This window comes from Bacteroidia bacterium (assembly GCA_037045145.1).
Classification (GTDB): Bacteria; Bacteroidota; Bacteroidia; order AKYH767-A; family OLB10; genus OLB10.
This window is the reverse complement of sequence record JBAOIA010000012.1, coordinates 862,715-888,022: the sequence shown is the minus strand read 5'-3', so window position 1 is coordinate 888,022 and position 25,308 is coordinate 862,715. Positions and strand designations below refer to the sequence as shown.

At 37.4% G+C, this 25,308-nt stretch carries 23 protein-coding genes and 1 tRNA gene; 5 read left to right on the top strand and 19 right to left on the bottom strand.

The window, feature by feature from the left end:
- The 7 genes from V9G42_13215 to V9G42_13185 all read right to left on the bottom strand — a co-directional run bounded on the left by V9G42_13215 (position 1) and on the right by V9G42_13185 (position 3,368).
- A complete protein-coding gene (locus V9G42_13215; GenBank protein MEI2760382.1) occupies positions 1-615 on the bottom strand; it encodes a hypothetical protein in 615 nt (204 codons plus the stop codon).
- 36 nt (positions 616-651) lie between these two features.
- The gene (locus V9G42_13210) at positions 652-1,137 is read right to left on the bottom strand and encodes a hypothetical protein (GenBank protein ID MEI2760381.1); all 486 of its coding nucleotides are present in this window, start codon (positions 1,135-1,137) and stop codon (positions 652-654) included.
- Complete coding sequence (locus tag V9G42_13205; protein ID MEI2760380.1) at positions 1,134-1,355, bottom strand: hypothetical protein; 222 nt, start codon at positions 1,353-1,355, stop codon at positions 1,134-1,136. Before V9G42_13205 ends, V9G42_13210 begins: the two co-directional genes overlap by 4 nt.
- A gap of 3 nt (positions 1,356-1,358) precedes the next feature.
- Entirely contained in the window at positions 1,359-1,592 is a 234-nt protein-coding gene (locus V9G42_13200; GenBank protein MEI2760379.1) for a DUF2188 domain-containing protein, read from the bottom strand.
- 9 nt (positions 1,593-1,601) lie between these two features.
- Entirely contained in the window at positions 1,602-1,946 is a 345-nt protein-coding gene (locus V9G42_13195) for a hypothetical protein (GenBank protein ID MEI2760378.1), read from the bottom strand.
- Entirely contained in the window at positions 1,943-2,746 is an 804-nt protein-coding gene (locus V9G42_13190; GenBank protein MEI2760377.1) for a type II toxin-antitoxin system antitoxin SocA domain-containing protein, read from the bottom strand. The genes V9G42_13195 and V9G42_13190 overlap by 4 nt, the downstream gene beginning before the upstream one ends.
- A 424-nt stretch (positions 2,747-3,170) precedes the next feature.
- Positions 3,171-3,368 carry a hypothetical protein gene (locus V9G42_13185; GenBank protein ID MEI2760376.1) on the bottom strand — a complete coding sequence of 66 codons (198 nt, stop codon included), beginning with the start codon at positions 3,366-3,368 and terminating at the stop codon, positions 3,171-3,173.
- A gap of 159 nt (positions 3,369-3,527) precedes the next feature.
- Here V9G42_13185 and V9G42_13180 point away from each other — a divergent pair, with 159 nt between their 5' ends.
- Together V9G42_13180 and V9G42_13175 are read left to right on the top strand one after the other, a co-directional pair.
- Positions 3,528-4,151 (top strand): hypothetical protein, encoded by a 624-nt coding sequence (locus tag V9G42_13180; GenBank protein ID MEI2760375.1) that lies wholly within the window; start codon positions 3,528-3,530, stop codon positions 4,149-4,151.
- A 129-nt stretch (positions 4,152-4,280) separates the two neighbouring features.
- The gene (locus tag V9G42_13175) at positions 4,281-5,093 is read left to right on the top strand and encodes a hypothetical protein (protein ID MEI2760374.1); all 813 of its coding nucleotides are present in this window, start codon (positions 4,281-4,283) and stop codon (positions 5,091-5,093) included.
- An 11-nt stretch (positions 5,094-5,104) separates the two neighbouring features.
- Here the strand turns inward: V9G42_13175 and V9G42_13170 are convergent, their stop codons facing one another.
- Positions 5,105-5,269 (bottom strand): hypothetical protein, encoded by a 165-nt coding sequence (locus V9G42_13170; protein MEI2760373.1) that lies wholly within the window; start codon positions 5,267-5,269, stop codon positions 5,105-5,107.
- A 115-nt stretch (positions 5,270-5,384) separates the two neighbouring features.
- On the opposite strand from V9G42_13170, the gene V9G42_13165 reads away from it, so the two are divergent.
- The 3 genes from V9G42_13165 to sprA all read left to right on the top strand — a co-directional run bounded on the left by V9G42_13165 (position 5,385) and on the right by sprA (position 14,329).
- A complete protein-coding gene (locus V9G42_13165; GenBank protein ID MEI2760372.1) occupies positions 5,385-5,810 on the top strand; it encodes a hypothetical protein in 426 nt (141 codons plus the stop codon).
- A 442-nt stretch (positions 5,811-6,252) separates the two neighbouring features.
- Positions 6,253-6,837: a Holliday junction branch migration protein RuvA gene (ruvA, locus tag V9G42_13160; protein MEI2760371.1), complete on the top strand. Its 585-nt coding sequence runs from the start codon at positions 6,253-6,255 to the stop codon at positions 6,835-6,837.
- A gap of 175 nt (positions 6,838-7,012) precedes the next feature.
- Positions 7,013-14,329 carry a cell surface protein SprA gene (gene sprA, locus V9G42_13155; protein MEI2760370.1) on the top strand — a complete coding sequence of 2,439 codons (7,317 nt, stop codon included), beginning with the start codon at positions 7,013-7,015 and terminating at the stop codon, positions 14,327-14,329.
- A 173-nt stretch (positions 14,330-14,502) separates the two neighbouring features.
- On the opposite strand, the gene carA is transcribed toward sprA, so the two are convergent.
- The 11 genes from carA to V9G42_13100 all read right to left on the bottom strand — a co-directional run bounded on the left by carA (position 14,503) and on the right by V9G42_13100 (position 25,081).
- Complete coding sequence (gene carA / locus V9G42_13150) at positions 14,503-15,627, bottom strand: glutamine-hydrolyzing carbamoyl-phosphate synthase small subunit (GenBank protein ID MEI2760369.1); 1,125 nt, start codon at positions 15,625-15,627, stop codon at positions 14,503-14,505.
- Positions 15,628-15,699: 72 nt separating this feature from the next.
- Entirely contained in the window at positions 15,700-16,389 is a 690-nt protein-coding gene (radC, locus tag V9G42_13145) for a DNA repair protein RadC (GenBank protein ID MEI2760368.1), read from the bottom strand.
- 70 nt (positions 16,390-16,459) lie between these two features.
- Positions 16,460-16,714 (bottom strand): 30S ribosomal protein S20, encoded by a 255-nt coding sequence (gene rpsT / locus V9G42_13140; GenBank protein ID MEI2760367.1) that lies wholly within the window; start codon positions 16,712-16,714, stop codon positions 16,460-16,462.
- 51 nt (positions 16,715-16,765) lie between these two features.
- A tRNA-Glu gene (locus V9G42_13135) sits at positions 16,766-16,837 on the bottom strand.
- Between the two features lie 224 nt (positions 16,838-17,061).
- Entirely contained in the window at positions 17,062-19,377 is a 2,316-nt protein-coding gene (locus V9G42_13130; protein ID MEI2760366.1) for a TonB-dependent receptor, read from the bottom strand.
- 82 nt (positions 19,378-19,459) lie between these two features.
- Positions 19,460-20,344: a T9SS type A sorting domain-containing protein gene (locus tag V9G42_13125; protein ID MEI2760365.1), complete on the bottom strand. Its 885-nt coding sequence runs from the start codon at positions 20,342-20,344 to the stop codon at positions 19,460-19,462.
- Between the two features lie 68 nt (positions 20,345-20,412).
- Positions 20,413-21,078 carry a spermine synthase gene (locus V9G42_13120; protein MEI2760364.1) on the bottom strand — a complete coding sequence of 222 codons (666 nt, stop codon included), beginning with the start codon at positions 21,076-21,078 and terminating at the stop codon, positions 20,413-20,415.
- A gap of 91 nt (positions 21,079-21,169) precedes the next feature.
- Entirely contained in the window at positions 21,170-21,763 is a 594-nt protein-coding gene (locus tag V9G42_13115) for an SCO family protein (GenBank protein MEI2760363.1), read from the bottom strand.
- Between the two features lie 12 nt (positions 21,764-21,775).
- Positions 21,776-22,618: a formylglycine-generating enzyme family protein gene (locus V9G42_13110; GenBank protein MEI2760362.1), complete on the bottom strand. Its 843-nt coding sequence runs from the start codon at positions 22,616-22,618 to the stop codon at positions 21,776-21,778.
- A gap of 27 nt (positions 22,619-22,645) precedes the next feature.
- A complete protein-coding gene (nirK, locus tag V9G42_13105) occupies positions 22,646-23,704 on the bottom strand; it encodes a copper-containing nitrite reductase (protein ID MEI2760361.1) in 1,059 nt (352 codons plus the stop codon).
- 12 nt (positions 23,705-23,716) lie between these two features.
- A complete protein-coding gene (locus tag V9G42_13100; protein ID MEI2760360.1) occupies positions 23,717-25,081 on the bottom strand; it encodes a hypothetical protein in 1,365 nt (454 codons plus the stop codon).
- Positions 25,082-25,308: the final 227 nt, after the last annotated feature.

Sequence of the window (25,308 nt, the reverse complement as noted above, 5' to 3'; positions counted from 1 at the left end):
TTACGCCCTTACTGGGATAAGTTCCAATTGCTTTTTCTGTTTCCAAAACGAAGCAATTTTTACAATGGCACCGATGCCTACAATTAAACCGGTAGCGTTCAGGTAATCGTCCAGCTTTTGATTTAGTGTGTGGTCTTCTTTGTTGCGTATGGTTTTTACGCCAAGAAAAAACTGCAACTCTACATCGCTTATTTTTTTGTCCTTATTGCAATAGGTAAGCAAATGATGTAGGTCCGCCCTGCGGTTTTTCAAGAAGGCAACAAAGCCGTTGTCTTTTTTGTAATAATCTTCCAGCAGGTTTTCCATGATTACGGCCAAATCTTCAATGGCATTTTCGGTTTGGTTTATTTCTATCAACTGAATGGCTTTAGCAATTTTAGCCGTTACATTCGGTTCAATGTCTTCAAAATGTTTGGCCAGATTATCCAGTTCCAGTTTCACCGCTTCGGTAAAACCTTTTTGCCTGCGTATGCTGTCCATAATCAACCGCACATTGGCTTGTTCGGCTTCCTTTCGCTTTTTTCTTTCTTCTTGTAAGGTTTCATTCACCTTCCAAAGACCTAATCCCATAATCACAATGACAACGATTAGGATGATGATTGTATTCTTGTTCATGTAAAAGTATATTCGATAGTTTCAGATTTTATATGATTATTTATTTCCTGCAATGGCACTTATCAAGAGGAAAGCAAGCGAACCCAACACAAGCCCACCTACCCATTTTTCGGCATCGGCACTTTTGCGTTGATTATGGCAAGCCGTGTTGGTATAGGTTTGGCAGTTGTAAGTAATGGGCTTGTAGCTTTCGCCCCTGAGTATTTCATTTAACCCAATTTCAATTACTTTCAAAGGAGTATTGCTGCACTTTTCGTTGTAAATGTAAATCGCTTGTCCTTCAATAAAATCGGCAGCCGTTGTGATGTGTGCCTTTCCATAGTGATAATGATTGTGCAAAAAGTAATGTGTGCCATAAGCATCTTCACCCAAATAAATACCCGGGTGCTTTATTTTGGATAAAGTGCCAATCTTAAAGCGGTAATAAACCTTTCCGCTATGTTCGTTGAAGTAGATTGTGAAAATGCTTCCGTTGTCGTTGACAATTTCAACGCGGTTATTGTAGAGGTAGAAATTTTTCATCGTCCGAATTTTTTTAATGTGTTTTCGAGTTCCCTAAAGGACTTATTGATATCTCTGATTGCCTTTTGATTGTTGCCATTACTGTCTTTCAGCTGTATTTCCTGACCGCAAGAACATTTTATCCGTGCTTCATCAGCTACTTGCCGAATAGTTACAGAAATTGACCGTTTACATTCAGGGCAGTCAATATTTACGGATTGTTTACTTATGTCTATCATCGCTTAATGCTTTTTGTCTTTAGGTGGATTAGGGTCGTTTCCATAAGAGTCTTTATCACGAATGGTTCCGTCAGAACGATGGATAACGACTTCTGATTTATTGTTAATGGCAATCTCTCTTGCAATTTTAATTGCTTCTGCTTGTGTGTTCACAATAGCAGTTTTACGGCTATTGCCTTCGCCTTTTACCGCCCATTCTTTTCCACTTGGGACTACATGTTGATTTTTCTTACTCATGATATTTGACTATTTAAAATTATCCGTTATTCTTTTTTTGTCTTCATTTTCCTTGTCATTCTTATGATACAATTCAATGAAGGTAATTTTTTGTTCTTCAGGAAAGTGAGCATAAATCAATCTCAACCCTGAATTTACCCCTCTTCCTTTCAATGCTTTACAAGCAATTTTCTTAACCTTGATGATACACGTTTCTAAACCCAAATTATCAATACGAAAACTAAACGGTGGTCGTTCATCGGGTGTAACTTCTAGCACTCGTTTAACCACATCTAAATCGTCATTTAGCGTTCTGTATTTTTTTAAAAGGTTTTTCAAATCCTTTTTAAATTCGGTTAATTCGTCAAAGGTCATTGTTCTTCAATTTCATCTCCATAGTTTCTCACAGAGAAAGGAGCATCTCTATAAAAAGCTAATTCATAATTTATTTCTTCTCCTTCCTTTGAAGCAAGCCAAGGCATATCCTTATGAGAATAGTTGCTGATTGCAGCAGCAGACCAATCACTCATTTGTTCTATAACCCTGTCAATGATTTCTTTTTCACTTGCCCTTAATTGAGTTAAATCAGCTTTTTCTAAAGGCAAATAGCGAGTTTGAGGATAACCATGGTATTCTGTTTTCACTCTTTGCAACTGACCTTTTTCAATCATTTGACCAATGATTGTATCTAATTTTTGCGGAACTGGCCCATAAGGTAATTTGCGATATTTAGCACCTGTTAAATGTTCCTCATACAATTCATAATAATTGAAGTCCGAGAAATAGAGCAACTTATAAAGAACCGTTTCACCAACATTTGGCTTACCTGCACAGCGTTCAAGGATATACAACAAGACATTTTTAAACTTATTGACTTGCAAGGTTGGCACTGAAATACGTTCTTCTTCTTTCTTTGCCTTTTTTTCTTCTTTCAAATCAACATCTTGACTTGCAGAAAAATCCTTAGACATAAAATCGTCCAGCGAAAACTCCAAAACCAATGACAGTTTTTGCAATTCAAGAATATCAACGCTTCTGTTTCCTAACTCAATTTGAGCCAAAGACGGTCGGGAAATTTTGACACTTTTAGCCAAATCTTCCTGAGACAACCCTTTCATTTTACGAAGTTCGGTTATCCTCTGACCTATTTGCTTTTGTGACAATTTTATGTTCATATCAATTTATGTTTCGCTGTTTAACGGGACAAAGATAAAGATTGTTTTAATACAAAACAAACATTTGTTTCAATTTAAAACATTTACTACATTTGCCAAATGAAAAGTCAACGCACAAAAGCACACACATTGCCAAGTCGCACGGCCTGTCCCGACCCTTCGGGAAGCCGACACACAAGCCAAAACTTGGCAAAGAGTGTGCTTATCCCAACCCAAGAAGAAATTCAATTTTTTTCTCCCTTCTTCTGAAAATATTAAAAATCCGCAACACGCACAAACCAACACGACAAAGACAATGAAACTCAATAACGACAATGGTTTACAAGGACAGATTAACAGAACCACTGGCTATAACACGGTATTGCCAAAATGGCGGGAGAAGTGCTTCTATGAAACAATTGTGCAAGGTTCAACAGTAGTATTTCTATTGAACTTTAGTGCTAATAATCCGCCACTTCGGCAATACCCAAACCGTCAGGTCGCGCCCCTTTGCGCCCCTAACAGTTGAAATAAACTCTTCTACAAAAGCATCTATAAAACGGATTTCATTGTCTGGAGCTATCTGACTTTCATGGTTTGAAAAAGTTATTCGCTCCCGATTTATTCCTGTTAATGCGGACATTGCTACGTCAAATATTTATTATCTAAACACACAACATTATCCCTATATTTGAACATGTTTTTGAAATTATTTTTTTTCACAGACTGCTGTTATAGCCAATGGCATGATGATACTCGCTAAAACAAACAAACACCTCAATAAAAGACAGTAAACAAACACATGAAAATAGAAAAAATAATTTTTGGATTTTCGCTTTTAATTACAACAGCGGGATATTGCCAGAAAAATCAAATTCAGGTTTTAAGCAATGAAAAGGTGTTTGGCAAAAGCCTTGTTGATAGTTTTGTTGTAAAAGGTATGGAATATGTTTTCCCTGACAGAATTCATGAAACGTTTTTAGACGAAACAACCGGACTTTTAACAGTTCAGCTAAGGGGCTTGAGTAAAAACGGAAAATGGCTTGACAAAAGTGGAAAAATTATTCAATTCGACATTAAAAACCAAAAGGTTTTATGGAGTAAAAAAATCGCATTTCATGCGAGTAATTTACAACAGTTTAGTAAAACAATAATTCATTCTTTTGGAAATAAGAGTTATTGCCTTGATATAAATACAGGAGAAAAACTTTGGAAAGTCAAAAACAATATTTATTTCGTTGACCCTGTGGACAATATTGGTATTGGCTATAAATTTAGAAACTCAACAGGCTATACAAACGAACTCGAAGGAATAGATTTAAAAAATGGTAACATACTTTGGAAACGATATTTATTTAGGGAATTTGGCTGGAACGATGTTTTTTATATAGATGACTCCACTTTAATTGTTGCAGCAGCAGGTTAGCACAAAATAAATATAAAAACAGGAATAGGATGGGACTACTACTCTGTTACTGGTAAAAAAGATTATTCACGAACCGTTGCAGCTAATGCGGCTGGTGCGGCATTGGGCTTACTGACTGGTACTTTTGTAATGTCCACAGGACACAATTTGGTTCGAGATTTAGTTTCAAATACTTTAGTTGATAGTAGCAATATTTATTTTGCCTCAAAAGAAAAACTGGTTAAAATTGATATGCAAACGGGAGAAGTTATATGGAAGTTCCCTTTTCCTGATGACATAGCAAGCAAATCTACAATCTTCATAAAAGGAAACATCATATATATGGTTAATAAAGGGATGGCTTTTATGGGTAACAGACAGTTAGACTTTGGTAAGCCATTTTTTGCTGCTTTTGACGGGCAAACAGGTAATCAAATATTTTTATCGATAATAGATGTCAAAGACGACCCGATATTGAGTTTTGAACTACACAGCAAAGACATATATTTTACTTTTAAAAACAGAGTCGCAAAATACTCAATGGAAACTGGAAATGAAATTTTGCAAAAATCATTTCCAAAAGACGATTTTGGAGAGTTGAAATACTTTGTTGGAAGCCAAGTTTTTATTACAGCTCAAAGCGGTGATTTAATAAATCTCAATCAATCTGACTCTACAAAGTTGTTTGTATTCACAAATCAGTACAAGACATTATCACTTGACGAACAACTTAGCATATCTAAAACAATTGACTTTAATGAGTTGAGTATTTGTTACGAACGAAAAAACGATTTTAAATTCTTCGCAAAAGATAAAAATACTTTGATTGTAAACAAAGAGGGAAAAAGAATTGCGGAAGTTGAAGCGACATCAAATGCATTTATGATTGGCAATACTTTATACGACACACAAGACAAAAATTTTACTGCAACAGATTTGACTAAAGTATTGCAGAATGAATAAAGCCATAGCCACTAATTGACTTCAACTGTCAGGTCGCGCTCCTTTACGCCCAAGACAGGAGAAATAAACTCTTCAACAAAAGCATCTATAAAACGGATTTCGTTGTCTGGAGCTACCTGACTTTCAAAGTTAAAAAAAGTTATTTGCTCCCGATTTATTCCTGTTAGTGTGTGCATTGCTATGATCAATTTTTATTATCTAAATACACTACATTATTCCTATATTTGAACATGTTTTTGAAATTAATTTTTTCACAGACTGCAATTGTGTGTCATACCAACTCAAAATTATATGTTTGAAGAGTTAGAAAAATACAAATCCAAAGACCATTTCTTTTTCTCTGCCAATGAAGAACTTGGCGAAGTATGTAACGCACCTAAAAGCGGAATAGGAATTTATAGCGTTTACGAACTTAAAAATGGACGGGTAAATTTGGTTTACATTGGCAGCTCAGGGAAAATAAAACAGGACGGAACAAAAAAAGTTAGATTAGGTGGAATTTGTGACCGAATTATTAACGGCAAACAATTTGGCGGACCAAGAAGACAAACTTGGAAACAAAAACTGACAGATGAAAAAATAGATGCACTTGACATTTATTGGTACGAAACTTTTAACAAGAAGAATGCGGATATACCATCATTTGTAGAGGGCGTGATTTTACAAAGGTATTTTGAGATATATGGACAACTTCCTAAATGGAACAGAGAGTTCTAATCAATGAAAAGGATAATTGAATCAACTTAACTCAACTCAACTCAACTCAACTCAACTCAACTTGAATTTGACCTAACCTGTCAAGTCGCGCTCCTTTGAGCCCATTTTGCCTTGCCCTGAAATAGGTTTACATCAAAAAGTATGACTCATTGACTTGTTTGAAGATGGTATAAAACATGAAAAATTTCATTTCAATTTACATCAAAACAAAGAAGGCTTCAAGTTGTATGGGGAGTATAGGATAGGGTTGTTTTTGTTTTACTTTCCAAATTTCATAATGTGTATCTAGAAAAGCCACTAAACATTAGTGTATTTATAATTTCATTTGACACATGCATCAGTTCTTCAACATGGCAATTCAAAAGTTCAGTAATTCGTCAACTCATCAACTTTCCGTACGTTTGAGGTCGCGTTTTAGCGTAGCAAAAAATTATAAAAGATAATGTACGATTATATTTCAGGAAAAATAACCCATGCAACTGCCACCTACATTGTTGTTGAAGCCAATGGAGTAGGATATCAACTACAGGTCTCACTGCAAACTTATTCAAAACTTAAAGATGCACAGAGTGCAAAAGTTTATGCCCATTTATCTATTAAAGAAGATGCACACCTTCTTTTTGGTTTTGCCGATGAAGATGAAAGACAGCTTTTCCGTAATCTTATTTCAGTATCAGGTGTGGGTCCGGGCACTGCCAGAGTCATGCTTTCATCGCTAAGCACTACAGAATTGCAAAGTGCCATAACCACAGGCAATGTGGCTGTAATTAAAAAAATTAAAGGCATAGGCGACAAAACCGCACAGCGCATAGTCATAGACCTTAAAGACAAGTTAGGAAAGGCAGGCGCCTCTGCACCGGTTTTATTAACACAAGGCAATACAATTAAGGAAGAAGCGTTAAGTGCTTTGCTTACTCTTGGCTTTAACAGAAATGTGGCTGAAAAAGAGCTAAATAAAGTGATGGCTGGTGGTGGTGAGTTTCAGTCTGTTGAGGTTTTGCTGAGAGAAGCTTTAAAAAATTTATAAATACGAACCTGTAAAAAATACTTCATTTTAACCAAAATAAAGCATTAAAAAAGTGTCCGTAACTGTTGATTTTTACCTTTAAACCGTTTGATTTTTTGTTTTATTTTTAGCCGGAAAATTTTTTATCACTCATTTGTAGGAACCCCAAATATCAGATATTTTGCAAGGACTAAAATTGCTTCGTTATTCAGTATTAAGTTTGTTTGCATTCCCGTTGATGTATGTCAATGGCGGAGGCAGTCCATCATCTTTTTCAGACTATTCAGACCTTACAGGAACACGTACCATTCCATTTCCTGTTGATACTCCTGTTAACCTTCCTTATCCTTTTAACGACAGGTTAACCGACCCATATTCCAACCCTTACGATCATAGCCCGCTTTACGGAACCACACCTTCCAATGTTAATACCTCAGTTGAATACAACCCCGAAACAAGAGAGTACGACATAAATGAAAAAATAGGCAAAGATTTTTTCCGTAACCCTTCCTACATGACATTTGAGGAGTTTAAAGAAGATCAGTTTCGTAAATCAACACAGCAATATTGGAAAGAAAGGGCAGAAGGTGAAGATGCCATTACCCGCAAACCGCTAATTCCTAAAATTTATGTTGCAGGCGAAACATTTGACAGGATATTTGGTGGCAACACCATAGACATTCGCCCACAGGGCTCTGCAGAATTGACTTTTGGAGTTAACATCAACCGCACCGACAATCCACAGATCCCGGAAAAACAAAGACGCCTTACATCTTTTGATTTTAACGAGAAAATTCAAATGAATGTAATTGGAAACATAGGAGAGAAGATGAAACTCAGTGTCAACTACAACACCGAAGCGAGTTTCGATTTCGAAAACCAAATGAAGCTTGAATATACAGGCTATGAAGATGAGATTATCAGAAAAATAGAAGCAGGAAACGTTACCTTACCATTAACGGGGACATTAATAAAAGGTAGCCAGAGTTTGTTCGGGATAAAAACACAGTTGCAGTTCGGAAGACTTGGCGTTACAACAATTTTCTCACAGCAAAAAGGGCAGGCAAGCACCATCAATGTACCTCCCGGAGGTGGCCAGGTCACTAATTTTGATATTGATGGTGATCAGTATGAAGCCAACAGGCACTTTTACATCTCTCAATATTTCAGAGAACATTATGATGAAGCGGTAAGCAAATTGCCTACCATTGTTTCACCCATCAGCATCACCAAAATAGAAGTCTGGATTACTCAGGTAAACTTCAACTCACAGGATCAGACAAGAAACCTCGTAGCCATGCAGGATTTGGGAGAGTACAATGCCTATGCTTCCTCTTTTGTTGGACAAGGCACATCTGTTTATCCGTCAGACCAGCTGTCAAACAACCTCTATCAGAAACTAACAACAACCTATAGTGGTATTCGTAATTTTCAGTCTGCATCTTCTGTACTCGACCCATTATCTTCAGTTTACAATTTTTCGCCACAGCAGGACTATGAGTTAATTACCAATGCAAAAAAACTCAGTAGTACAGATTTTACTTACAATGAAAAATTAGGATTTATCTCGCTTAACTCCGAATTGCGTAATGACCAGGCATTAGCTGTTGCATTTGAATATACGGTTAACGGTAAAGTTTACAGAGTAGGAGAACTCACTACATCTGGTATTGACCCATCTCAACCACTTATTGTAAAACTTATCAGAGGCAGGAATTTTAACACGACACTACCATCGTGGAAACTGATGATGAAAAATGTCTATAATCTGAACGCTTTTCAGATTTCAAGCGAAAAATTCAGATTGGATGTTCTTTACTTCGACAATGCTGCCGGAAGTTATGTGCGTCAGTTGCCTGAGCCAAACGAACCAAAGATTGCTAATAAAAGTCTTATCAGAATACTTAATGCCGATAACCTGAACTCCAGTGGTGATGCAACACAATCCGGTGACGGTATTTTTGATTATGTTGAAGGAATAACAGTAAATAGTGCTACCGGAAGAATTATTCTGCCCTCTGTAGAACCATTCGGGCGTTATCTTGAATCGAAATTTTCAAATACATCAACGGCAGCAAAATATGTGTTTAAAGAGCTTTACGATTCAACCAAAACAATTGCCTTGGCACAGGGCAAAAACAAATTTAAGCTGAAAGGCTCCTATCAGAGTTCATCAGGTTCTGAAATTTCGCTCAATGCCATCAACATTCCACAAGGCTCTGTAAAAGTAACTGCCGGTGGAACTGAGTTAGTCGAAAATCAGGATTATACGGTTGACTACAATTTAGGTCGGGTAAAAATCATCAACACATCAGTACTTAATTCCGCAACACCTATTAAAGTTTCTTTAGAGAGTAATTCTTTGTTTTCCGTTCAGTCAAAGACATTGATGGGTGCACGGTTCGATTACAAGTTCAGTAAAGATTTTGCTGTTGGCGGAACCTTTATGCACCTCAACGAAAGACCTATTACCCGAAAAGTTAACATTGGTGATGAACCTATTTCGAACTCAATTTTTGGTTTGGACGGAACTTATCGTACTCGCTCACGATTCATCACAAAGTTGGTTGATAAAATTCCATTGATTAATACAAAAGAAGAATCATCGGTATCACTCAATGGTGAATTTGCTTATTTACTTCCAGGACATAGTAAAGCAATTGGTAAAAAAGGTAATGCCTATATTGATGCCTTTGAAGGTACACAGAGTACTATTCCATTAAATATTGCAGGTCAGTGGTTTTTAGCTTCTGTTCCAAGATTTCAACCTACACTCTTTCCTGAATTTGATTATGTGAGTGCCACAAACGATACGCTCGGTTATGGTTACAATCGTGCTAAAATAGCCTGGTACAATATAGACCCGACAGCTTTTTACAGAAGTAACAGCACCGTGTCATTATCAGCAGCAGAAAGAAGTAATCACAACGTTAGGCAAATAAGCGAAAAGGAATTATTCCCAAAGCGACAATACAGCAATGGCATTGTTCCTTATATGAATACTTTCGATATTTCTTTTTATCCGGATGAACGCGGACCATATAACTATGAAACGTCTGCACGTGCGGGATTATCTGCAGGAATTAATGCTAATGGTAATCTGGTAGATCCTTCATCGCGTTGGGGCGGCTTTATGCGAAAAGTGGAAACCAGCAATTTTGAAGAGTCAAATATTCAGTACATTCAGTTTTGGCTGATGGACCCTTTCAATGGCGATGCACCCGACTCAAGTTTATCCAATACGGGGACATTGTATTTTAACCTTGGTGATATTTCTGAAGATGTGTTGCGCGATGGATATGAAAGTTATGAGAATGGGTTACCTACTACAGCAACACCGGCAGCATACCGTCAGAATGCATGGGGGCGGACTCCCGTTGCACAGAATGTATTATACGCATTTGACAGAGATGAAAGTACACGTAAGCAGCAGGACGTGGGTTTAGACGGTTTGGGAAATGATGATGAGAAATTGCATTTCCTAACCAACTTTCTCGACTACATTGATGCCAACGTAACTAATCAGACTGTTAAAGATGCCATTCATGATGACCCTTCGTCTGATGATTTCAGTTATTTCAGAGGCGATGCTTATACCAATGCCGATGGAATCTTGAAGCGTTATAAAAACTTTAACGGCACAGAAAATAATTCACCTGTTGCAGGAAGTGGAACTTTTGTTCCTTCAAGCACGCAAACTCCCGATGCCGAAGATGCAAACCGTATTAACGGAATGGAAGTTGACGAAAATTATTTTCAATATAAAGTTGACATTGATCCTTCAAAGTTGGTGGTTGGACAAAATTATGTTAGTGATGTGTTGGAAAATGTAGCTGCATTAAACCTGCCTGATGCATCAGGCAAGACCATCACATGGTATCTTATTAAAATTCCTGTTAACGATCCAACCCGCGAGCGCATCGGACAGATTTCTGATTTAAAATCGGTAAAATTTATTCGTGTTTTCGCAAAAGGATTTAGCGGCCCCAAGGTTCTTCGTTTGGCAAAATTTGAATTCCTGAGAGGTGAGTGGAGGAAGTATGATTACAAACTCACAGGTATTCTAAGTCAGCCTGCAGTGTTTGATGTAGGAGCTGTTTCACTCGAAGAAAATAGTAACCGCGAGCCTATTAACTATGTTCTGCCACCTGATTTTGAACGTGAAATAGATGTTACCTCAACAAATCAGCGTCAGCTTAACGAGCAATCGCTTTCATTTAAAGTTTGCGAACTTGCTGATGGTGACATGAAGGTTTGTTATAAAAACACAACACTCGACATGCGTAATTACAAGCATGTTAAAATGGTTATTCATGCCGAGTCGTTTTTGCCACCGGCAAATCCAACCAACGATGGTGAGCTTTACGCAGTTGTTCGTTTAGGTTCTGACTTTACAGACAACTATTACGACTACCGCATTCCATTAAAAATGACTCCTTTTGGCAGCACCGACCCTACCGTTATTTGGCCAAAAGAGAATGATTTTGATATTGATTTGGATAAACTAACCGATGCCAAGCTGGAACGTAATAATGCCGGTGTTGCTTTTACAGATGAGTACTCGAAGTTGGATGGCAACAATGTAATTTTTATAAAAGGAAACCCTACATTGAGCGAAGTGAAAGTTATGATGTTGGGATTGTGGAATCCAAGCGGTGAGAATCCTGCATTCCCACCACGACCACCGGATGACGGATTGGCGAAGTGTGCAGAGGTATGGTTTAATGAATTCCGTATGTCTGACTTTAATGATAAAGGCGGCTGGGCTACCATCGGTCGTGCGCAGGTAAAACTTGCCGACCTGGGTAATGTATCTGTTTCAGGAGGCTATTCCACACATGGTTTCGGAAGCTTAGAGAGTAAGGTGGGCGAGCGCAGTAAAGAGGATGTCACCAATTATGATGTTGCCACATCGCTTGAGTTGGGTAAATTTTTCCCTTCAAGCACAGGCCTCACAGTGCCAATGTATTTTGGCTATGGTGAAGTTTTCAGCAACCCACAATACGACCCTCTTGACCCTGATATTGAATTCAGCCGGTCAATCAGCAATATTGATGATTCCAAACGCAAGCAAAACAGGAAACGTTTTTCTCAGGATTATACACGAAGGAAGAGTTTGAACTTTACCAACGTCAAGAAAAATAAGACTGGGAAGAATGCATCGAAGTCTAGAATTTATGATATTGAAAATTTTAATTTTACGTATGGCTACACTGAAGTATATAGGAGAAATATCAATACTGAATATGATATTCAGAAAGATTACCTTGGTGCAATAGGCTATAATTTTAATACCAACCCCAAGCCAATTACGCCATTCAGTAAAATGAAAGGTAAGTCGAAGTACCTGCGCCCGGTTAAAGATTTTAATTTTAATTATATGCCGTCAACCTTTAATTTCAGATGGGATGTAAACAGACACTATGGCGAGCTTAAAGTGCGTGATGTAAATGCAGTACTGAATCAGGGAGTTTCAGACAACTCTATTCCGGTGTTGTATGACAAGCGATTTACCATGAATCGTCAATATGGTACAAGTTGGGATATAACCCGTGCATTGAAGTTTGAATTTAATGCCAACAATCAAAGCAAAGTTGATGAACCTGATGGTGCATTAAACTCAGAAGAAAAACGCGATTCTGTAAGGAAAAACTTTTTCAACTTAGGACGCAATACAGATTACATGCATAATGCATCTTTATCGTACAATCTTCCATTAAATAAGTTGCCTATAACAGATTGGATTAGTATAAACACACGCTACAGCACAACCTATCACTGGACAGCATCACCATTAATAGTGAACCCTGACAATGGAAGGTATTATACAAATCCGGCTTTGGGTAATACAATTCAAAACTCAAATTCTATTCAGGTTAACAATAGTTTGAACATGACTTCTCTATACAATAAGTGGAAATTGTACAAGAAGTTAACAGCACCTCCAAAGCCAAAGACTCCAAAAAAGAAGGAGCCAAAAGTTGAAGCAAAAGCACCTGATGCTGCAAAAGACAGCTTAAAGACAAAGAGCGTTAAACCTCCGGAGAAGAAGAAGGAACAAGAAATAAATCCGGCAATAAAAGCCTTAGCGAAAGTTATTTTCAGTTTGAAAAATGTATCGTTTAACTGGAATGAAACCAATGGATTGTTGTTGCCAGGCTTTAACAGACAGAGTGAGTGGTTAGGTCAGAATTGGGATGGCAGCAGTGCACCGGGTTTTGCATTTACTTTCGGTAGTCAGAATCAGGACATCAGAGAACGAGCGGCAAAGAATGGTTGGCTTACAACAGACTCAACTTTTAACAGTCAGTTTACTTCTACCTATACACAAAACATCACAGGAAGAGCCACACTTGAACCTTTTACCGGATTTAATATAGATGTAAACTTTAACCGCAATTACTCATTAAGTACAACTGAAAATTACAGAGCCTTCAACAGCCCTCGTGCTAATGGTCGTTATTATGAAACATTGGCAAGAGTAGAAACAGGTAATTTCAGTATCAGCAATCTGATGTGGGGAACATCATTCACCAAAGACAGAAAAGATTATTCATCTACAATATTTGAGCGCTTTGCCGAAAACAGAAAAATCCTTTCGGAAAGATTAGGTAATGAAAATCCTAACTCTTCCGGTGTGGGCATTGATGGCTACAGAGATGGTTACAGCGGAACATCACAAGAGGTTGTGATTTTGTCATTCCTTTCGGCCTATTCTAAAAAGAGTGCATCACGCATGTCGCTTGATTTATTTCCCTCCATACCACTTCCAAACTGGACAGTACGTTATGATGGACTTACCAAGATTGCATTTGTAAAAAATCTTTTCCAGAGTGTTAACCTCAACCACGGCTATCGCTCAACTTATAATGTAAACAGCTTTACTACTGATGTTTCTTATGTTCCGGGCGGCAATGCACGCGACATCAACATGGATTTTATTCCTAAGCGACAAATAGGGCAGGTGAGTTTAAGCGAGCAGTTTAGTCCATTAATTGGAATTGACATAACCTGGAAAAACAGAAATAATAAATCGTCAGGCAGCAAATCTGCCACAGAGCGTGGTGGTCGTTCTTCCGGTGGAAATTTCACTACACGATTTGAATACAAACGCGATCGTAACATTTCACTCACACTTGCAGGCATTCAGGTAACAGAGGTAAAAGGCCGCGAGTTTACTTTTGGTGCAGGTTATCGTATTCCAAACTTTAAGTTTCCTTTCGGACTGTTTAAGAGTGTTAACTCACGCAGATCTAACGATTTGAATACCACATTAGATTTTTCAGTTCGGAAGAACACTACTATACTCCGAAAATTGGTTGAAGGAACAAATCAGCCAACTGCAGGTTTAACCATCATCTCTATCAAGCTGGCTTCTGATTATACGGTGAGTGAACGACTCAATTTAAGATTCTTCTTTGAGAAAACAATCAATACACCGGTGGTGTCAACTTCTTACCCCAATGCCAATACTGCTGTGGGTATTACGATTAGATTTACGCTGTCGCAGTAGGGTGGAGAATCTTTTTAATTAATTACAACCGAAAAATTTATTTTTACGGAAATTATGCTTGGGAAAATTATGTCATGTAATTGCTAGAGGGCTGCCTCACGGACAAGAGTAAATATTGCCAATGGCCGCTATGTACTTTAAATAAAAACTGGTATTAAAAACAGGAGGTCAGCCTATACCGTAACAGCCTGCTCTTTTACTTCCCTAACGGCATTTACGAAGTTATCAAAAAGATAGCGTGCATCATTAGGGCCGGGCGCGGCTTCCGGATGATATTGCACAGAAAAAGCTTTTTTGTTTTTCACTCGGATACCTTCAATACTTTGATCGTTAAGGTTTACATGTGTAATTTCAATCGCTGTATTTTTGAAAGTATCTTCCGGAATGACTCCGAAGCCATGGTTTTGTGATGTGACTTCTGCACGGCCTGTTACCATATTTTTTACAGGATGATTGATGCCGCGATGTCCATTAAACATTTTAAATGTTTTTATCCCACAGGCTTCTGCAAGTAGCTGATGACCCAGGCATATTCCCATCAGTGCTTTATCGGAATTGAGAATCTTTTTTACGGTATCAACCATGGCAGGCATGGCTGCAGGGTCACCGGGGCCATTGGAAACCATATAACCTTGTGGATTGAATTTTTCCATCTCTTCAAAAGAAGTGTTCATCGGAAAAACTTTTACATAACATCCTCTGTCAGCAAGACAACGTAAGGTGTTTTCTTTTACGCCCAAATCTATTACAGCTACATGTAATGCTGATGCAGGGTCGCCATAAGTGTATGATTTACCTGTTGTGACAGTGCTTGATAATTCAAGCCCTTCCATAGAGGGTACCTTGGCCAACAATGCATTCAATTTTACGAGGTCTGTTTCTTCAGAAGAAACAATAGCATTCATTGCACCTTTGCTGCGGATGTGTTGTACGATGGCACGTGTATCAACATCAGATACAACAACCATATTATTTTCAATAAAATAATCCTGTAAACTCTGATCGGCTTTTTTTCTTGAAAAATGGTCAGAGAAATTACGGCATATCAATGCAGATATTTTTGCTGCTGATGATTCTGACTCTGTCTGGCACACACCATAATTTCCGATGTGTACAGAGGTCATCACCATAATCTGCGATTTATAACTTGGGTCAGTAAATATTTCCTGATAGCCTGTCATACCGGTGTTAAAACAAATTTCACCGGTGGCAGTTCCAATTTTGCCTGCCGACTTTCCATAAAATACCGTACCGTCTTGAAGCAACAATACAGCGGGTGATTTATGTGCGTATTTCATTTCGAAAAGTTTCGCAAAGTTACCATTAAATCGGATATAAGATTTTTTACTTGTAAACAGGGTGTTGAAAAATCAAAGTTGCCCCTCATCCGCAAAACTGTAATAATCGTCACCGGCAATAATCACGTGATCTAATATGTTTATTTCCAGTAATTTTCCTGCATTGCTTAGTTTTGAAGTCAGGTTAACATCTGCCTGACTTGGTTTAGGATTACCGCTTGGATGATTGTGGCAAAGGATAATTCCGGAAGCTAAATTTTCTATTGCCGATTTAAAGATAATACGTGCATCAACCACAGTTCCCGACACACCACCTTTACTGATGTTTTCTGACTTGATAATCTGATTGGCGCGGTCCAATAAAAGTATTCTGAATTCTTCATGCGGCAAATCAGCAAGCATGGCTTTAAAAAAAGCTACTGCATCTTTGCTTGAAATTATTTTTTGTCTTTCCAGAGCCTGAGCCTGTGCGCGTCTGCGCCCTAACTCAAGTGCCGCAACAATTGTAATAGCCTTTACTTTACCCATGCCTTTGTACTTCATCATATCTTTTACTGATAGCTTAGATAATTCTGAAAGCTCGTTACGGGTATTGTTTAGTATCCTTTTGGCCAAATCAACAGCAGATTCCTGACGGGTACCTGAACGGATAAGGATGGCTAGTAACTCACTGTCGGTTAAAGCTTCCTTACCTTTTTCAAGGAGTTTTTCGCGAGGCCTGTCACTCTCCGACCACGATTTAATGTTTTTAGGTTCATCCATACTGCTAAGATAAGGTGTTAAACAAAAAAAGCCCGCATTTTAGCGAGCTTAAAATTCAAAATTATGAGAATTATTTTAAAGCAGCAACGTATTTTGTAATACTTGACTTAAGGTTGGCAGCTTTATTCTTATGAATAAGATTCTTTTTTGCCATTTTATCAAGCATACCGGATACTTCAGGAAGCATCTTTTCAGCTTCTTTCTTATCGGTAGTGGTGCGCAGTTCTTTCAAAGCATTACGCGAAGTTTTTGCCTGATAACGGTTTCTGTCTTTTTTAGCACCGTTGGCGCGAATTCTTTTTACTGCTGACTTGTGATTTGCCATAATTACAGTTTTTACTTTTTATTGATGGATATTAATCCTTAATTATTTTTGTAGCCCGTACGAGAATCGAACTCGTGTTTCCTCCGTGAAAGGGAGATGTCCTAACCCCTAGACGAACGGGCCAAACGTTTTTTTTGAGGCTGCAAATGTATAAAAACAATTTACATTCAAAGCCTTATAGAGCAAAAATTTTTCATTTTTCTGCTATTTGGCTGAAGTATTCATCGTTCTTCATAAAAAAATATCTTTAACAGCCTAAGTTAGACTTGATTAAAGGGTTAAGTTCAGACACGGTTTAACAGCCTAAAATAAAGAGAGTAATGCCTTTTTAACAAGTAAAGGTCTTTTTAAAAGGCTGCTGTAAGTTGCAAGGTATAATTTCTTGGCGACTCAATTTTTAATGGACGCAATGAGTATTCAAGGTTTGTGGCATTGTTTACTAAAAATGATGCTTTAAAAACATCGCTTAGTTTGAACCCTAAGCGAAGGTCATGCACCAAGGTGCCTTTGTCATTTTTTTCGCGATAAGCTTTTACACCTGTAGGTAAAACTGTTTCATCAAGATCATAAAACTTTTTATCAATGTTTTTCATGAAACTGTAAAAACGAAATCCGTAACCTAAAGAAATAAATTTCCATGTTAGCTCAATATCCATTTTGGCAATATGCTGAAATCGGTATTTGAGAATATTTTTTGAGGTGTCTGTGCTGGTGTTGCTGTATGATAATGAGTCGGGTAAAAAATCTGTTGGAGGGTTGTCTGTGGCAAAGATGTAGTCAGGCTCCAGACTTTGGGGCAGTGTATATGTATATCCACCCAAAAAGCTTATGGAGAAATTGCGGACTGGTTTTCCTTCACCCATAATGGAAACTTCAAGCCCTTTAACACGTGAGTTTCCTGTATTCACAAATTTAAATCCGGCTAACTGATCGGGTTGCCATAATGCATAAATATATTCAATGGTGTTGTGATAGCGTTGTTCAAAAACTGCTATATCAGCAAAACCAAAAAAATTTCCTATCTTAAAACCTTGCTTTATTCCTGCTTCTGCATTCCAGCTTGATTCCGGTCTTACCTCCGGATTTGGAAAAACAGAAATTCCACCGGCACCGGTTTCTATAAATTTTTCAGCAATGGTAGGGTAACGATAGCCTTGTCCATAGGAGCAACGGATAAAAGTTCCTTCTGTAAGTTGATAATTTAATCCTGCACGCAAAATGGGTTCTAGTTGTGCATCTTTATTGTTCATTTCAAAATATTCAGCTCTGAAACCAGCTGACACCAAAAGTTTTTTTATCAGCTTTTTTTCCAATTGTATAAATGCTGCATAGTTTTCAAGTGTGTTTTTATTGCTGCCGCTTCCTGCATACAGTGAGGCCTGACTGAATGATTGCTGAAAATAGGCTCCTGATGTAACATTTAATCTTCCTAATGAAATTATTTCGCGGTTAAAACGATATTCAGCAAGATATACATTTGTTTTATTTGACTGATCGTTGCCATTGTCATTATCGGCATAGAAAATACGCGAACGCAGTTGATGTGATGAGCCTTTCTTTCCTGTAAGGCTGATGTAGGGGTCAATATAAAATGTTTTTGAATCGGTAAGTGTCATGGTTTTTGGAAATGCATTGTAAATTCCTGTGCTGTCATTTGCCCATACCAAAGAAAAATTGGAGTGCGACTGCATAAAATTTCCGTTGATACCAGCTGAAAGTCCTTCAATATTTTTGAAACGATGACGGATGTTAAAGTTTAACCTGCCCCAGCGGGATGCAACATCATTATTGCTGATAGTTGTATCCTGAAAAGGCAAAGAACTCATTGCTAAAGGAGGGCCAATAAATCCGTGATCATATAATCCGTTACCTCCAATGATTAAATCCCAGCGATTGATTTTCTCACTATGTAAAAAGTTGATACCTGAAAAAGTTGCAGGGCCATCCCACCACTTTGCTTCTCTGTTTGATGGTTTATCATAAACACCACCATAGGTTCTTAAGTAGGTGTGATAACGCTCTTTTGGATATGCTGTCCTGAAATTAATTGTTCCACTTAACGCTGATGAGCCATATAATACAGAAGAAGCACCTTTAATTACTTCAATCTGTTCAATGTTTTCTACAGGAATAAATTGCCAATCAGTACGACCGGCATCTCCTGTCATTATAGGGAGTCCGTCAATGAGTGTTGCTACACGGCTGCCAACACCAAAACTAAAACCACTGCCACCGCGAATTTGAGGCTCCTGATCTAATATAGTAACACCGGGAGTTTGCTCCAGCACACTGGTTACATTTGTGGTGTTTCTGTTTTCAATAAGCTTTGGACTGATAACTTCCATGCTTACAGTAATATCTTCAATACGCTGTTCGTACTTACTTGCAGAAACAACAACTACATTAAGATTTTTAAGGTTTGATGTTAGGTAGATATTACGGATAGTCTCTATACCATCTTTAATATCTAATGTAAGTGTATCATTTCTCAAACCTGTCAGTGCATATACTATAGTTTGTTTTCCAACAGGAAGATTTATCTCATAACTTCCATCAGCATCAGATGCCACACCTATTGACTTGTCATGGAGAGGAAAAATACCGGCACCGGCAACAGGTTCTCCACTTTGCTTTAAATAAACGTTTCCTTTCAACACACCCATTTGTGCAATGCAGGAAATGCCTGACAGGAGGATTACGATTATTAAGAAAAAAGTTTTTTTTGCGTTACTTAGATAGCGCATATTAATTCCTGATAATTATTTTTCCTGTATTGATGATACCTGTACTGTTTTCTATGGTATAAAAATACAAACCATCCAAAGAAGTAACATCTACGGTGCTTTGTTGTGAGTTAAGTTGAGTGTCTGCTACAATACGTCCTGCAGTATCTATCAACCTGAATTGATAAACACCTGTGTTTTTATAGTTAAATCGAATTTTTTCTTTTATGACATTGCCAAGAATTGTTACTTCATTTTTTGAATTGATAGTATTTACTGATGACGAATTAAAAACCATTGCTATATCATCAATAAAAATCTGACTGTTTACAATCGGCCCAACTCCCTTGCTGGAAGAAAGAATCCAAATAGAATTTGAAGGTGTTGCTGTAGAAAGATAGTTGACAGCAGCCGCAAATCGTGTGTATGTACTAACTGTGGCATTAGGTGTTTCAAATCTCACATATCCAATAGTGTCAGTGTTTGTTGCTCCTAACAGTTGAAGTTCTACAAACCCCTGATCTGTACCTGCAGGAGTGTACTTATACCATCCGGTAATGCTGTCAGGGCGACCGGTATAAGCAATGCCTCCTGAAACACCATAAGGTGGTGTTGTAATCAATGTACCTGTGCTTGCAATACCATTCGCTATGATATTAAAAGCCGGAATTAATTTAGTGGTTAATTTAATTGCATAGTTGCCACTGTGAGCATCTGCACCAGAGGCACGTGCGCATGTTAGCACACCTATTATTGCAGTACTTGGATTCAAATTATTCCAGTCGGCAGGGTCAAAGCGGTTTCCAACAGCATTCCAGTTTTCAAAACCTGCATTGGGGGTTGCATTTTGTGCTTTAACGCCTGAGGTAATTGAAAGGAAGATTATTATTGTGTAGAGTCTTTTCATTTGTTATGGAGTTTGCATTAATTGGGCAAATATAATGCAATGGATTAAAAAAATGTGGCACTTACAAATTACTTACTCACAGTAGGTTGTAACAGAAAAAAAAGGTTTTGTTCTAATTTGATTTTCTCTTTTATATTAAGCAGCCTGAGGGATTCAAGATTATGTTTTTGGGAATTATGATTCATGCTGGCATTAAATACAATGTCACAAGTTGGAAGACTAATGTTTTGCAATGATTTCCAAATGGATTCTGTGAAACAAAACTCAGGAACAACATCGTCAATAAAAATGTCTATTAAAATCAAGTCGTATTTCTCTGTGCATTTCTGTGTGAATTCTATGGCATCTGTTGCATAAATATTTAATCTGTCTGTGGGAGTCAGGTCAAACATTTCTTTAGCAATGCTAATAATCTTCCGGTCAATTTCAACTGCATCAAGTTGTGCTTGCGAATTGTTTTTAAGTAAAAACTTTACAACACTTCCACCACCCATGCCAAGAACTAAAATTTTCTTTTTGTTCTTAATGTTAATATTAAAACGAAGTAATGCTTTTATAAAAACACGGTAAAGACTTCCGTAGCTGTAATTGGCATTTGCAGCGTTCAGAACCAGTTTGCCATTTTCCAAGGTAGTCTCTAAAACGCTATTCACGTCCGATTGATCTTTTTGTATGATGACGGGATATAGAAAGCTAAACAACCACTGAAAAAAAGAATATCTTTTTGCCATCATGCAAATATAGCTTTGGAAGACAAATAGTATTACTTACTTCATTAAAAGTAATTTTAAGTTAAAAAGCGATGGTTAACTTAATTAAGTGTTTTTATTTATTTCTGATTGTTTGATTGACAGTTGCAACAACTTTATCAACGTTTATATCACCTTCTTCCTGACTTACCAAAATTCCATTGGGTTTAAATGTGCTGATAATATTTGAATGTGAAAAATCTATTGGTGAAATCTTTTTATATTTCATAGAAAGCACGTTTGCAAATTCTTTGGTTGCATTTTCATCAGAGCGTAAAAAGGTCCATTGTGGTCCGGTCATTTCATTTTTAATCGAAAATTCTTTAAGGTGCTCAGGAGTATCAGTTTTCGGATCAATAGAAACTAAAACGAGGTTGATTTTATCAATGTCTTTTCGATCAAATTTAGATTCAATCGTTTTCATTTTTGCAACAAGAATCGGACAGGCAGTTTTACATGTTGTATAAATCATAACTACTACCAGCGTCTTGCCTTGTAAGTCATTTAGCTTTATTGTTTTCCCGTCTTGATTTTGCCAGTCAGAGGTGAGATTAAAAATTGAGTTGGAAGGAAGTTGTTCAGTTGCTTCTGTATCCTGCTTGGATTCTGTTTTTTCTTTGCAGGAAACAAGCATTAAAAGCGAAATGCAAAAAAGTGAAATGAGTTTCATAAAATGATAGTGTTATTGTTTAATTATTGTTGTGTCATTAGCACACCGGAATCCTAAATTTCCAATAGTGTAATCAGCTTTGATGGACGTACGGAGTGCAAATCGCATGTATGCTGCATAATTCATGACATCAGTTACCGAAGTAGCACCACCTGCACAGAAAAGGCTCTTGTCATTATATTCTCCATTTCGCGAATCACCGGTTGTCAGTACAGCATTAAAATCATCAGTCCATTCCCATATCAGATCAAACATATTATAAACACCCCAATAGTTTGGTGGGCTTTGTTTTACAGATTTGAATTGCCTGTTTTTTTGAAGATATAGATCAATGATGTCATCTGAATATTTAGGTTTCTTTCTTGCATTGGCTGTAACTTCATCTGCCATAGCTACAAATTCCCATTCATCCAATGTTGGCAAACGTTTGCCAACACTTTGAGCATATGCTTTAGCAGCAAACCATGATACATTACATACAGGAGCATCTTTCAATGCATTTTCAGGTAATGAAATATCCGTAGGCCATGTCTTTAAATAGTTGGTGTCTGCATACAGTCTTTTAATATTTGATTTTTGCCATTGAGGATTTGCAATGACAAATTGTAGAAATTCTTCATTAGTCACGGCTCTTTCGTCCATTAAAAAAGGAGCTACGTTTACCAATGTGGTGTTAGAACCGTAGAATGGTTTATATTCCCCTCCTGGAATATAAACCATCTTAACGGAGCTTTTTATACTATGTAATGTATCAGTTTTATTAACCTGAAAGGTAGTGTAAACAGTTTCCTTTTCGGTTTCTTTAGAACAGGATGCAAAAACAAGTATGAATAAAAAAAAGATTAAGTGTTTCACGTTGCATTTTTTGCTGACAAAAGCGGGTTATTCTTTTGTCAAAGTTTTTGCACTGAATACTTTCTCGTTAGGCTCACCGGTAACTTTAAGTTTTCCAATACAACCTTTGTTAAATGCTCTTGAAAGAGAGTGATCAACCAGAACATATTCACCCGGAACGTCACATTTAAATTCTACAATGGCCGATCCGCCTGCCGGAATCATTGTTGTTTGAATATTGTGCGAAACGGTAGATCCGCCTTCGAGATAAACATTGTCAAAAATTTCTCCAATAACGTGAAATGAAGATGTTAAGTTTGGGCCACCATTTCCAATAAAAAGTCTAACAGTTTCTCCAACCTTTGCCTCAATCATATTAGCTCCAAGTAATGAACCTTTTTTGCCATTAAACAAAACATAATCCGGATTTTCAGCAACTGCTTTGTCATTGTCAAACTCCATCAAACCTTTTTTAACTACTGAAGCTTTTGTGTAAAAGTCACCTTGCATAATGTAGTATTCTCTGTCAACCGGTTTTAACCCGCCTGCAGGTTCAACCAATATAAGACCATACATGCCATTACCAATATGCATGGGTACAGGTGGTGCAGCACAATGATATACATAAAGACCTTTGTTGATTGCTTTAAAAGAAAATGAAGCTTCTTTGCCTGGAGGCGCAGTAGTTGCTGCAGCACCACCACCCGGTCCGGTTACCGCATGCAGGTCAATGTTATGTGGCAATATGCTGCTGGCATCGTTTTTAAGATTTAATGTCACTTCATCACCTTCTCTTACTCGTATAAAGCTTCCGGGTACAGTGTTGTTGAAAGTCCAGAATGTATAAGGAATACTGTCTGCAATAATTCCCTCAATCTCTGTAGTTACCAAATTTACAATGAGTTTTTTTGCAGCCCTGGTGCCGACAGGAGCCGGAACTTTTGGTGCTGCTGTAACCTCTGCTACTTCCGGATTGCCTTCTGCAACCATTGCCAGTGCTGCCTCCGAAGAATTTGTTTCCTGTTTTGTTGTGCTTGTTGAATTACAACTGAGGAGGGCTGTAATCAACAATGTAGTTGTGTAAATTGTGAGATGTTTGTGTTTCATTTTATTTTTTGTTTAAAAATTTGTTTTTAAAAAGTGTGGTGTTACGTTTAGCGAAAACCATAACCATTGCTGATAATCGTTTGCTGCCGGAGTATTTTTTAAATACTTCAGTGTTGATGTCGCTAAATAAAATGAGTATCCACCGGTAAAGGTTGTAAAGGTATTCACTTTTAATGAGAATAATAAATCTAACTCCTGACCAAGATTGCTGTTGTAGTTTTTATTATAGCTGTCACCGATTTTGTTAGTAGAAATAAACTGATGCAATATTGCATTTAGCGCAAGTTTGCCGGTAGTTTTAAAGTTTACTTTTAAATAGCTATCGGATATTCCTGTGTTTTTATGTGGATTGCCTGCATAGTAGTAGTCCATGTTGCCATAAAACTTATGCCCTGTATGAAAGTATGGATTAAATGCATGGTTAATCTTGTTTGTTTTTCCAACATCATTACCACTCACATAATCACTTCCTAGACCCAGATTAAGTTTGTTGGAAATTTGAAATGCAGCATTCGCTGTGATTAAAAAAGCATTTGTATTTATTGCATGTAAATTATCACTGTATTGATAATAAGCTGCAACATGTATATCAGTCTTGTTTTTCTTGAAATAGTTGTTCCAGCCGAATGTTTGTGTGTAGAGGGTGTTGGTGTCTATGGTGCTGCTGGTAGCTTGTTGAAATCCAAGATTGTTTGCAAGCAGTGTGAATCTATAATATTTTCCAACAGGAATATTGGCCCATATTGTTTGCATCCACTTGTAGGGAAATCCATCGGTTGTTGAATACAAATTCCCAGAGGAGTTATTCAGGTTGTTTGCATACAATACTTTGTAATTCTGATTGAAGGCTGCATATCCACGTAACTCAAAAGATTTTTTAAGGAAGTTAATTGCCAGAGCATCATGCGCACGACCTCCTTGTGCCCAATCTAATTCGCCAAAAAAACGCTCATCATCCAAAGAAATAATTTGCCTACCGATTTTTACATTTACACTTGGTGATAGATTGATTTTTGACCAGGCTTCAAATATGGCAAACTGATTACCGCTGTATTCTGCACCCTGCACCATATTTGCCTGACCCCAGATTCCAACAGCCTGCGGAGAAATTTTTACTTCAAGCAAATCTTTGTAAGAGTAGTCAAAAGTAAGGCGAATTCTTTCGCTTACCAATGCTGCCGGTTGTTCTTTTTCTGTAAGTGGCCTAAAGGCACCATCACGTAATTCAAAACGTGTTCTCAGTTGACCTCGGATGTCAAAATTATTTTCTGATTTTAGCGTATCCTGTGCTTGTAAATTTGTAGTAAGTGTATAGGTGAAAAACAGGACAATGAGACCACTATTTACTGCATTTTTGACTTTATAAAGTGAAAGCATAAATAGTATTTTAATTCCGGTGCAAAGGAAGCATCTGGCTATAGATTGGGTAATGATTAAAGTCATTGAAAGTATGTGATAATTATAATAAGTACAAATGACTTAAGTAGGTCATGCCTTGAATGTTTGAAAGGTGGGTAGCTAAAAATTCTGTGTTTCTCATTATATTAACTTCATAAGAAAAGTTTTATACGTTGTTTTTTAAATTAATACTTTTTATTGAGTAT

Excerpts from the sequence above, each read along its gene's own strand:
- V9G42_13215 (MEI2760382.1), bottom strand. The coding sequence starts at position 615 with ATGAACAAGAATACAATCATCATCCTAATCGTTGTCATTGTGATTATG.
- V9G42_13210 (MEI2760381.1), bottom strand. The coding sequence starts at position 1,137 with ATGAAAAATTTCTACCTCTACAATAACCGCGTTGAAATTGTCAACGAC.
- V9G42_13205 (MEI2760380.1), bottom strand. The coding sequence starts at position 1,355 with ATGATAGACATAAGTAAACAATCCGTAAATATTGACTGCCCTGAATGT.
- V9G42_13200 (MEI2760379.1), bottom strand. The coding sequence starts at position 1,592 with ATGAGTAAGAAAAATCAACATGTAGTCCCAAGTGGAAAAGAATGGGCG.
- V9G42_13195 (MEI2760378.1), bottom strand. The coding sequence starts at position 1,946 with ATGACCTTTGACGAATTAACCGAATTTAAAAAGGATTTGAAAAACCTT.
- V9G42_13190 (MEI2760377.1), bottom strand. The coding sequence starts at position 2,746 with ATGAACATAAAATTGTCACAAAAGCAAATAGGTCAGAGGATAACCGAA.
- V9G42_13185 (MEI2760376.1), bottom strand. The coding sequence starts at position 3,368 with ATGTCCGCATTAACAGGAATAAATCGGGAGCGAATAACTTTTTCAAAC.
- V9G42_13180 (MEI2760375.1), top strand. The coding sequence starts at position 3,528 with ATGAAAATAGAAAAAATAATTTTTGGATTTTCGCTTTTAATTACAACA.
- V9G42_13175 (MEI2760374.1), top strand. The coding sequence starts at position 4,281 with ATGTCCACAGGACACAATTTGGTTCGAGATTTAGTTTCAAATACTTTA.
- V9G42_13170 (MEI2760373.1), bottom strand. The coding sequence starts at position 5,269 with ATGCACACACTAACAGGAATAAATCGGGAGCAAATAACTTTTTTTAAC.
- V9G42_13165 (MEI2760372.1), top strand. The coding sequence starts at position 5,385 with ATGTTTGAAGAGTTAGAAAAATACAAATCCAAAGACCATTTCTTTTTC.
- ruvA (MEI2760371.1), top strand. The coding sequence starts at position 6,253 with ATGTACGATTATATTTCAGGAAAAATAACCCATGCAACTGCCACCTAC.
- carA (MEI2760369.1), bottom strand. The coding sequence starts at position 15,627 with ATGAAATACGCACATAAATCACCCGCTGTATTGTTGCTTCAAGACGGT.
- radC (MEI2760368.1), bottom strand. The coding sequence starts at position 16,389 with ATGGATGAACCTAAAAACATTAAATCGTGGTCGGAGAGTGACAGGCCT.
- rpsT (MEI2760367.1), bottom strand. The coding sequence starts at position 16,714 with ATGGCAAATCACAAGTCAGCAGTAAAAAGAATTCGCGCCAACGGTGCT.
- V9G42_13130 (MEI2760366.1), bottom strand. The coding sequence starts at position 19,377 with ATGGGTGTGTTGAAAGGAAACGTTTATTTAAAGCAAAGTGGAGAACCT.
- V9G42_13125 (MEI2760365.1), bottom strand. The coding sequence starts at position 20,344 with ATGAAAAGACTCTACACAATAATAATCTTCCTTTCAATTACCTCAGGC.
- V9G42_13120 (MEI2760364.1), bottom strand. The coding sequence starts at position 21,078 with ATGATGGCAAAAAGATATTCTTTTTTTCAGTGGTTGTTTAGCTTTCTA.
- V9G42_13115 (MEI2760363.1), bottom strand. The coding sequence starts at position 21,763 with ATGAAACTCATTTCACTTTTTTGCATTTCGCTTTTAATGCTTGTTTCC.
- nirK (MEI2760361.1), bottom strand. The coding sequence starts at position 23,704 with ATGAAACACAAACATCTCACAATTTACACAACTACATTGTTGATTACA.
- V9G42_13100 (MEI2760360.1), bottom strand. The coding sequence starts at position 25,081 with ATGCTTTCACTTTATAAAGTCAAAAATGCAGTAAATAGTGGTCTCATT.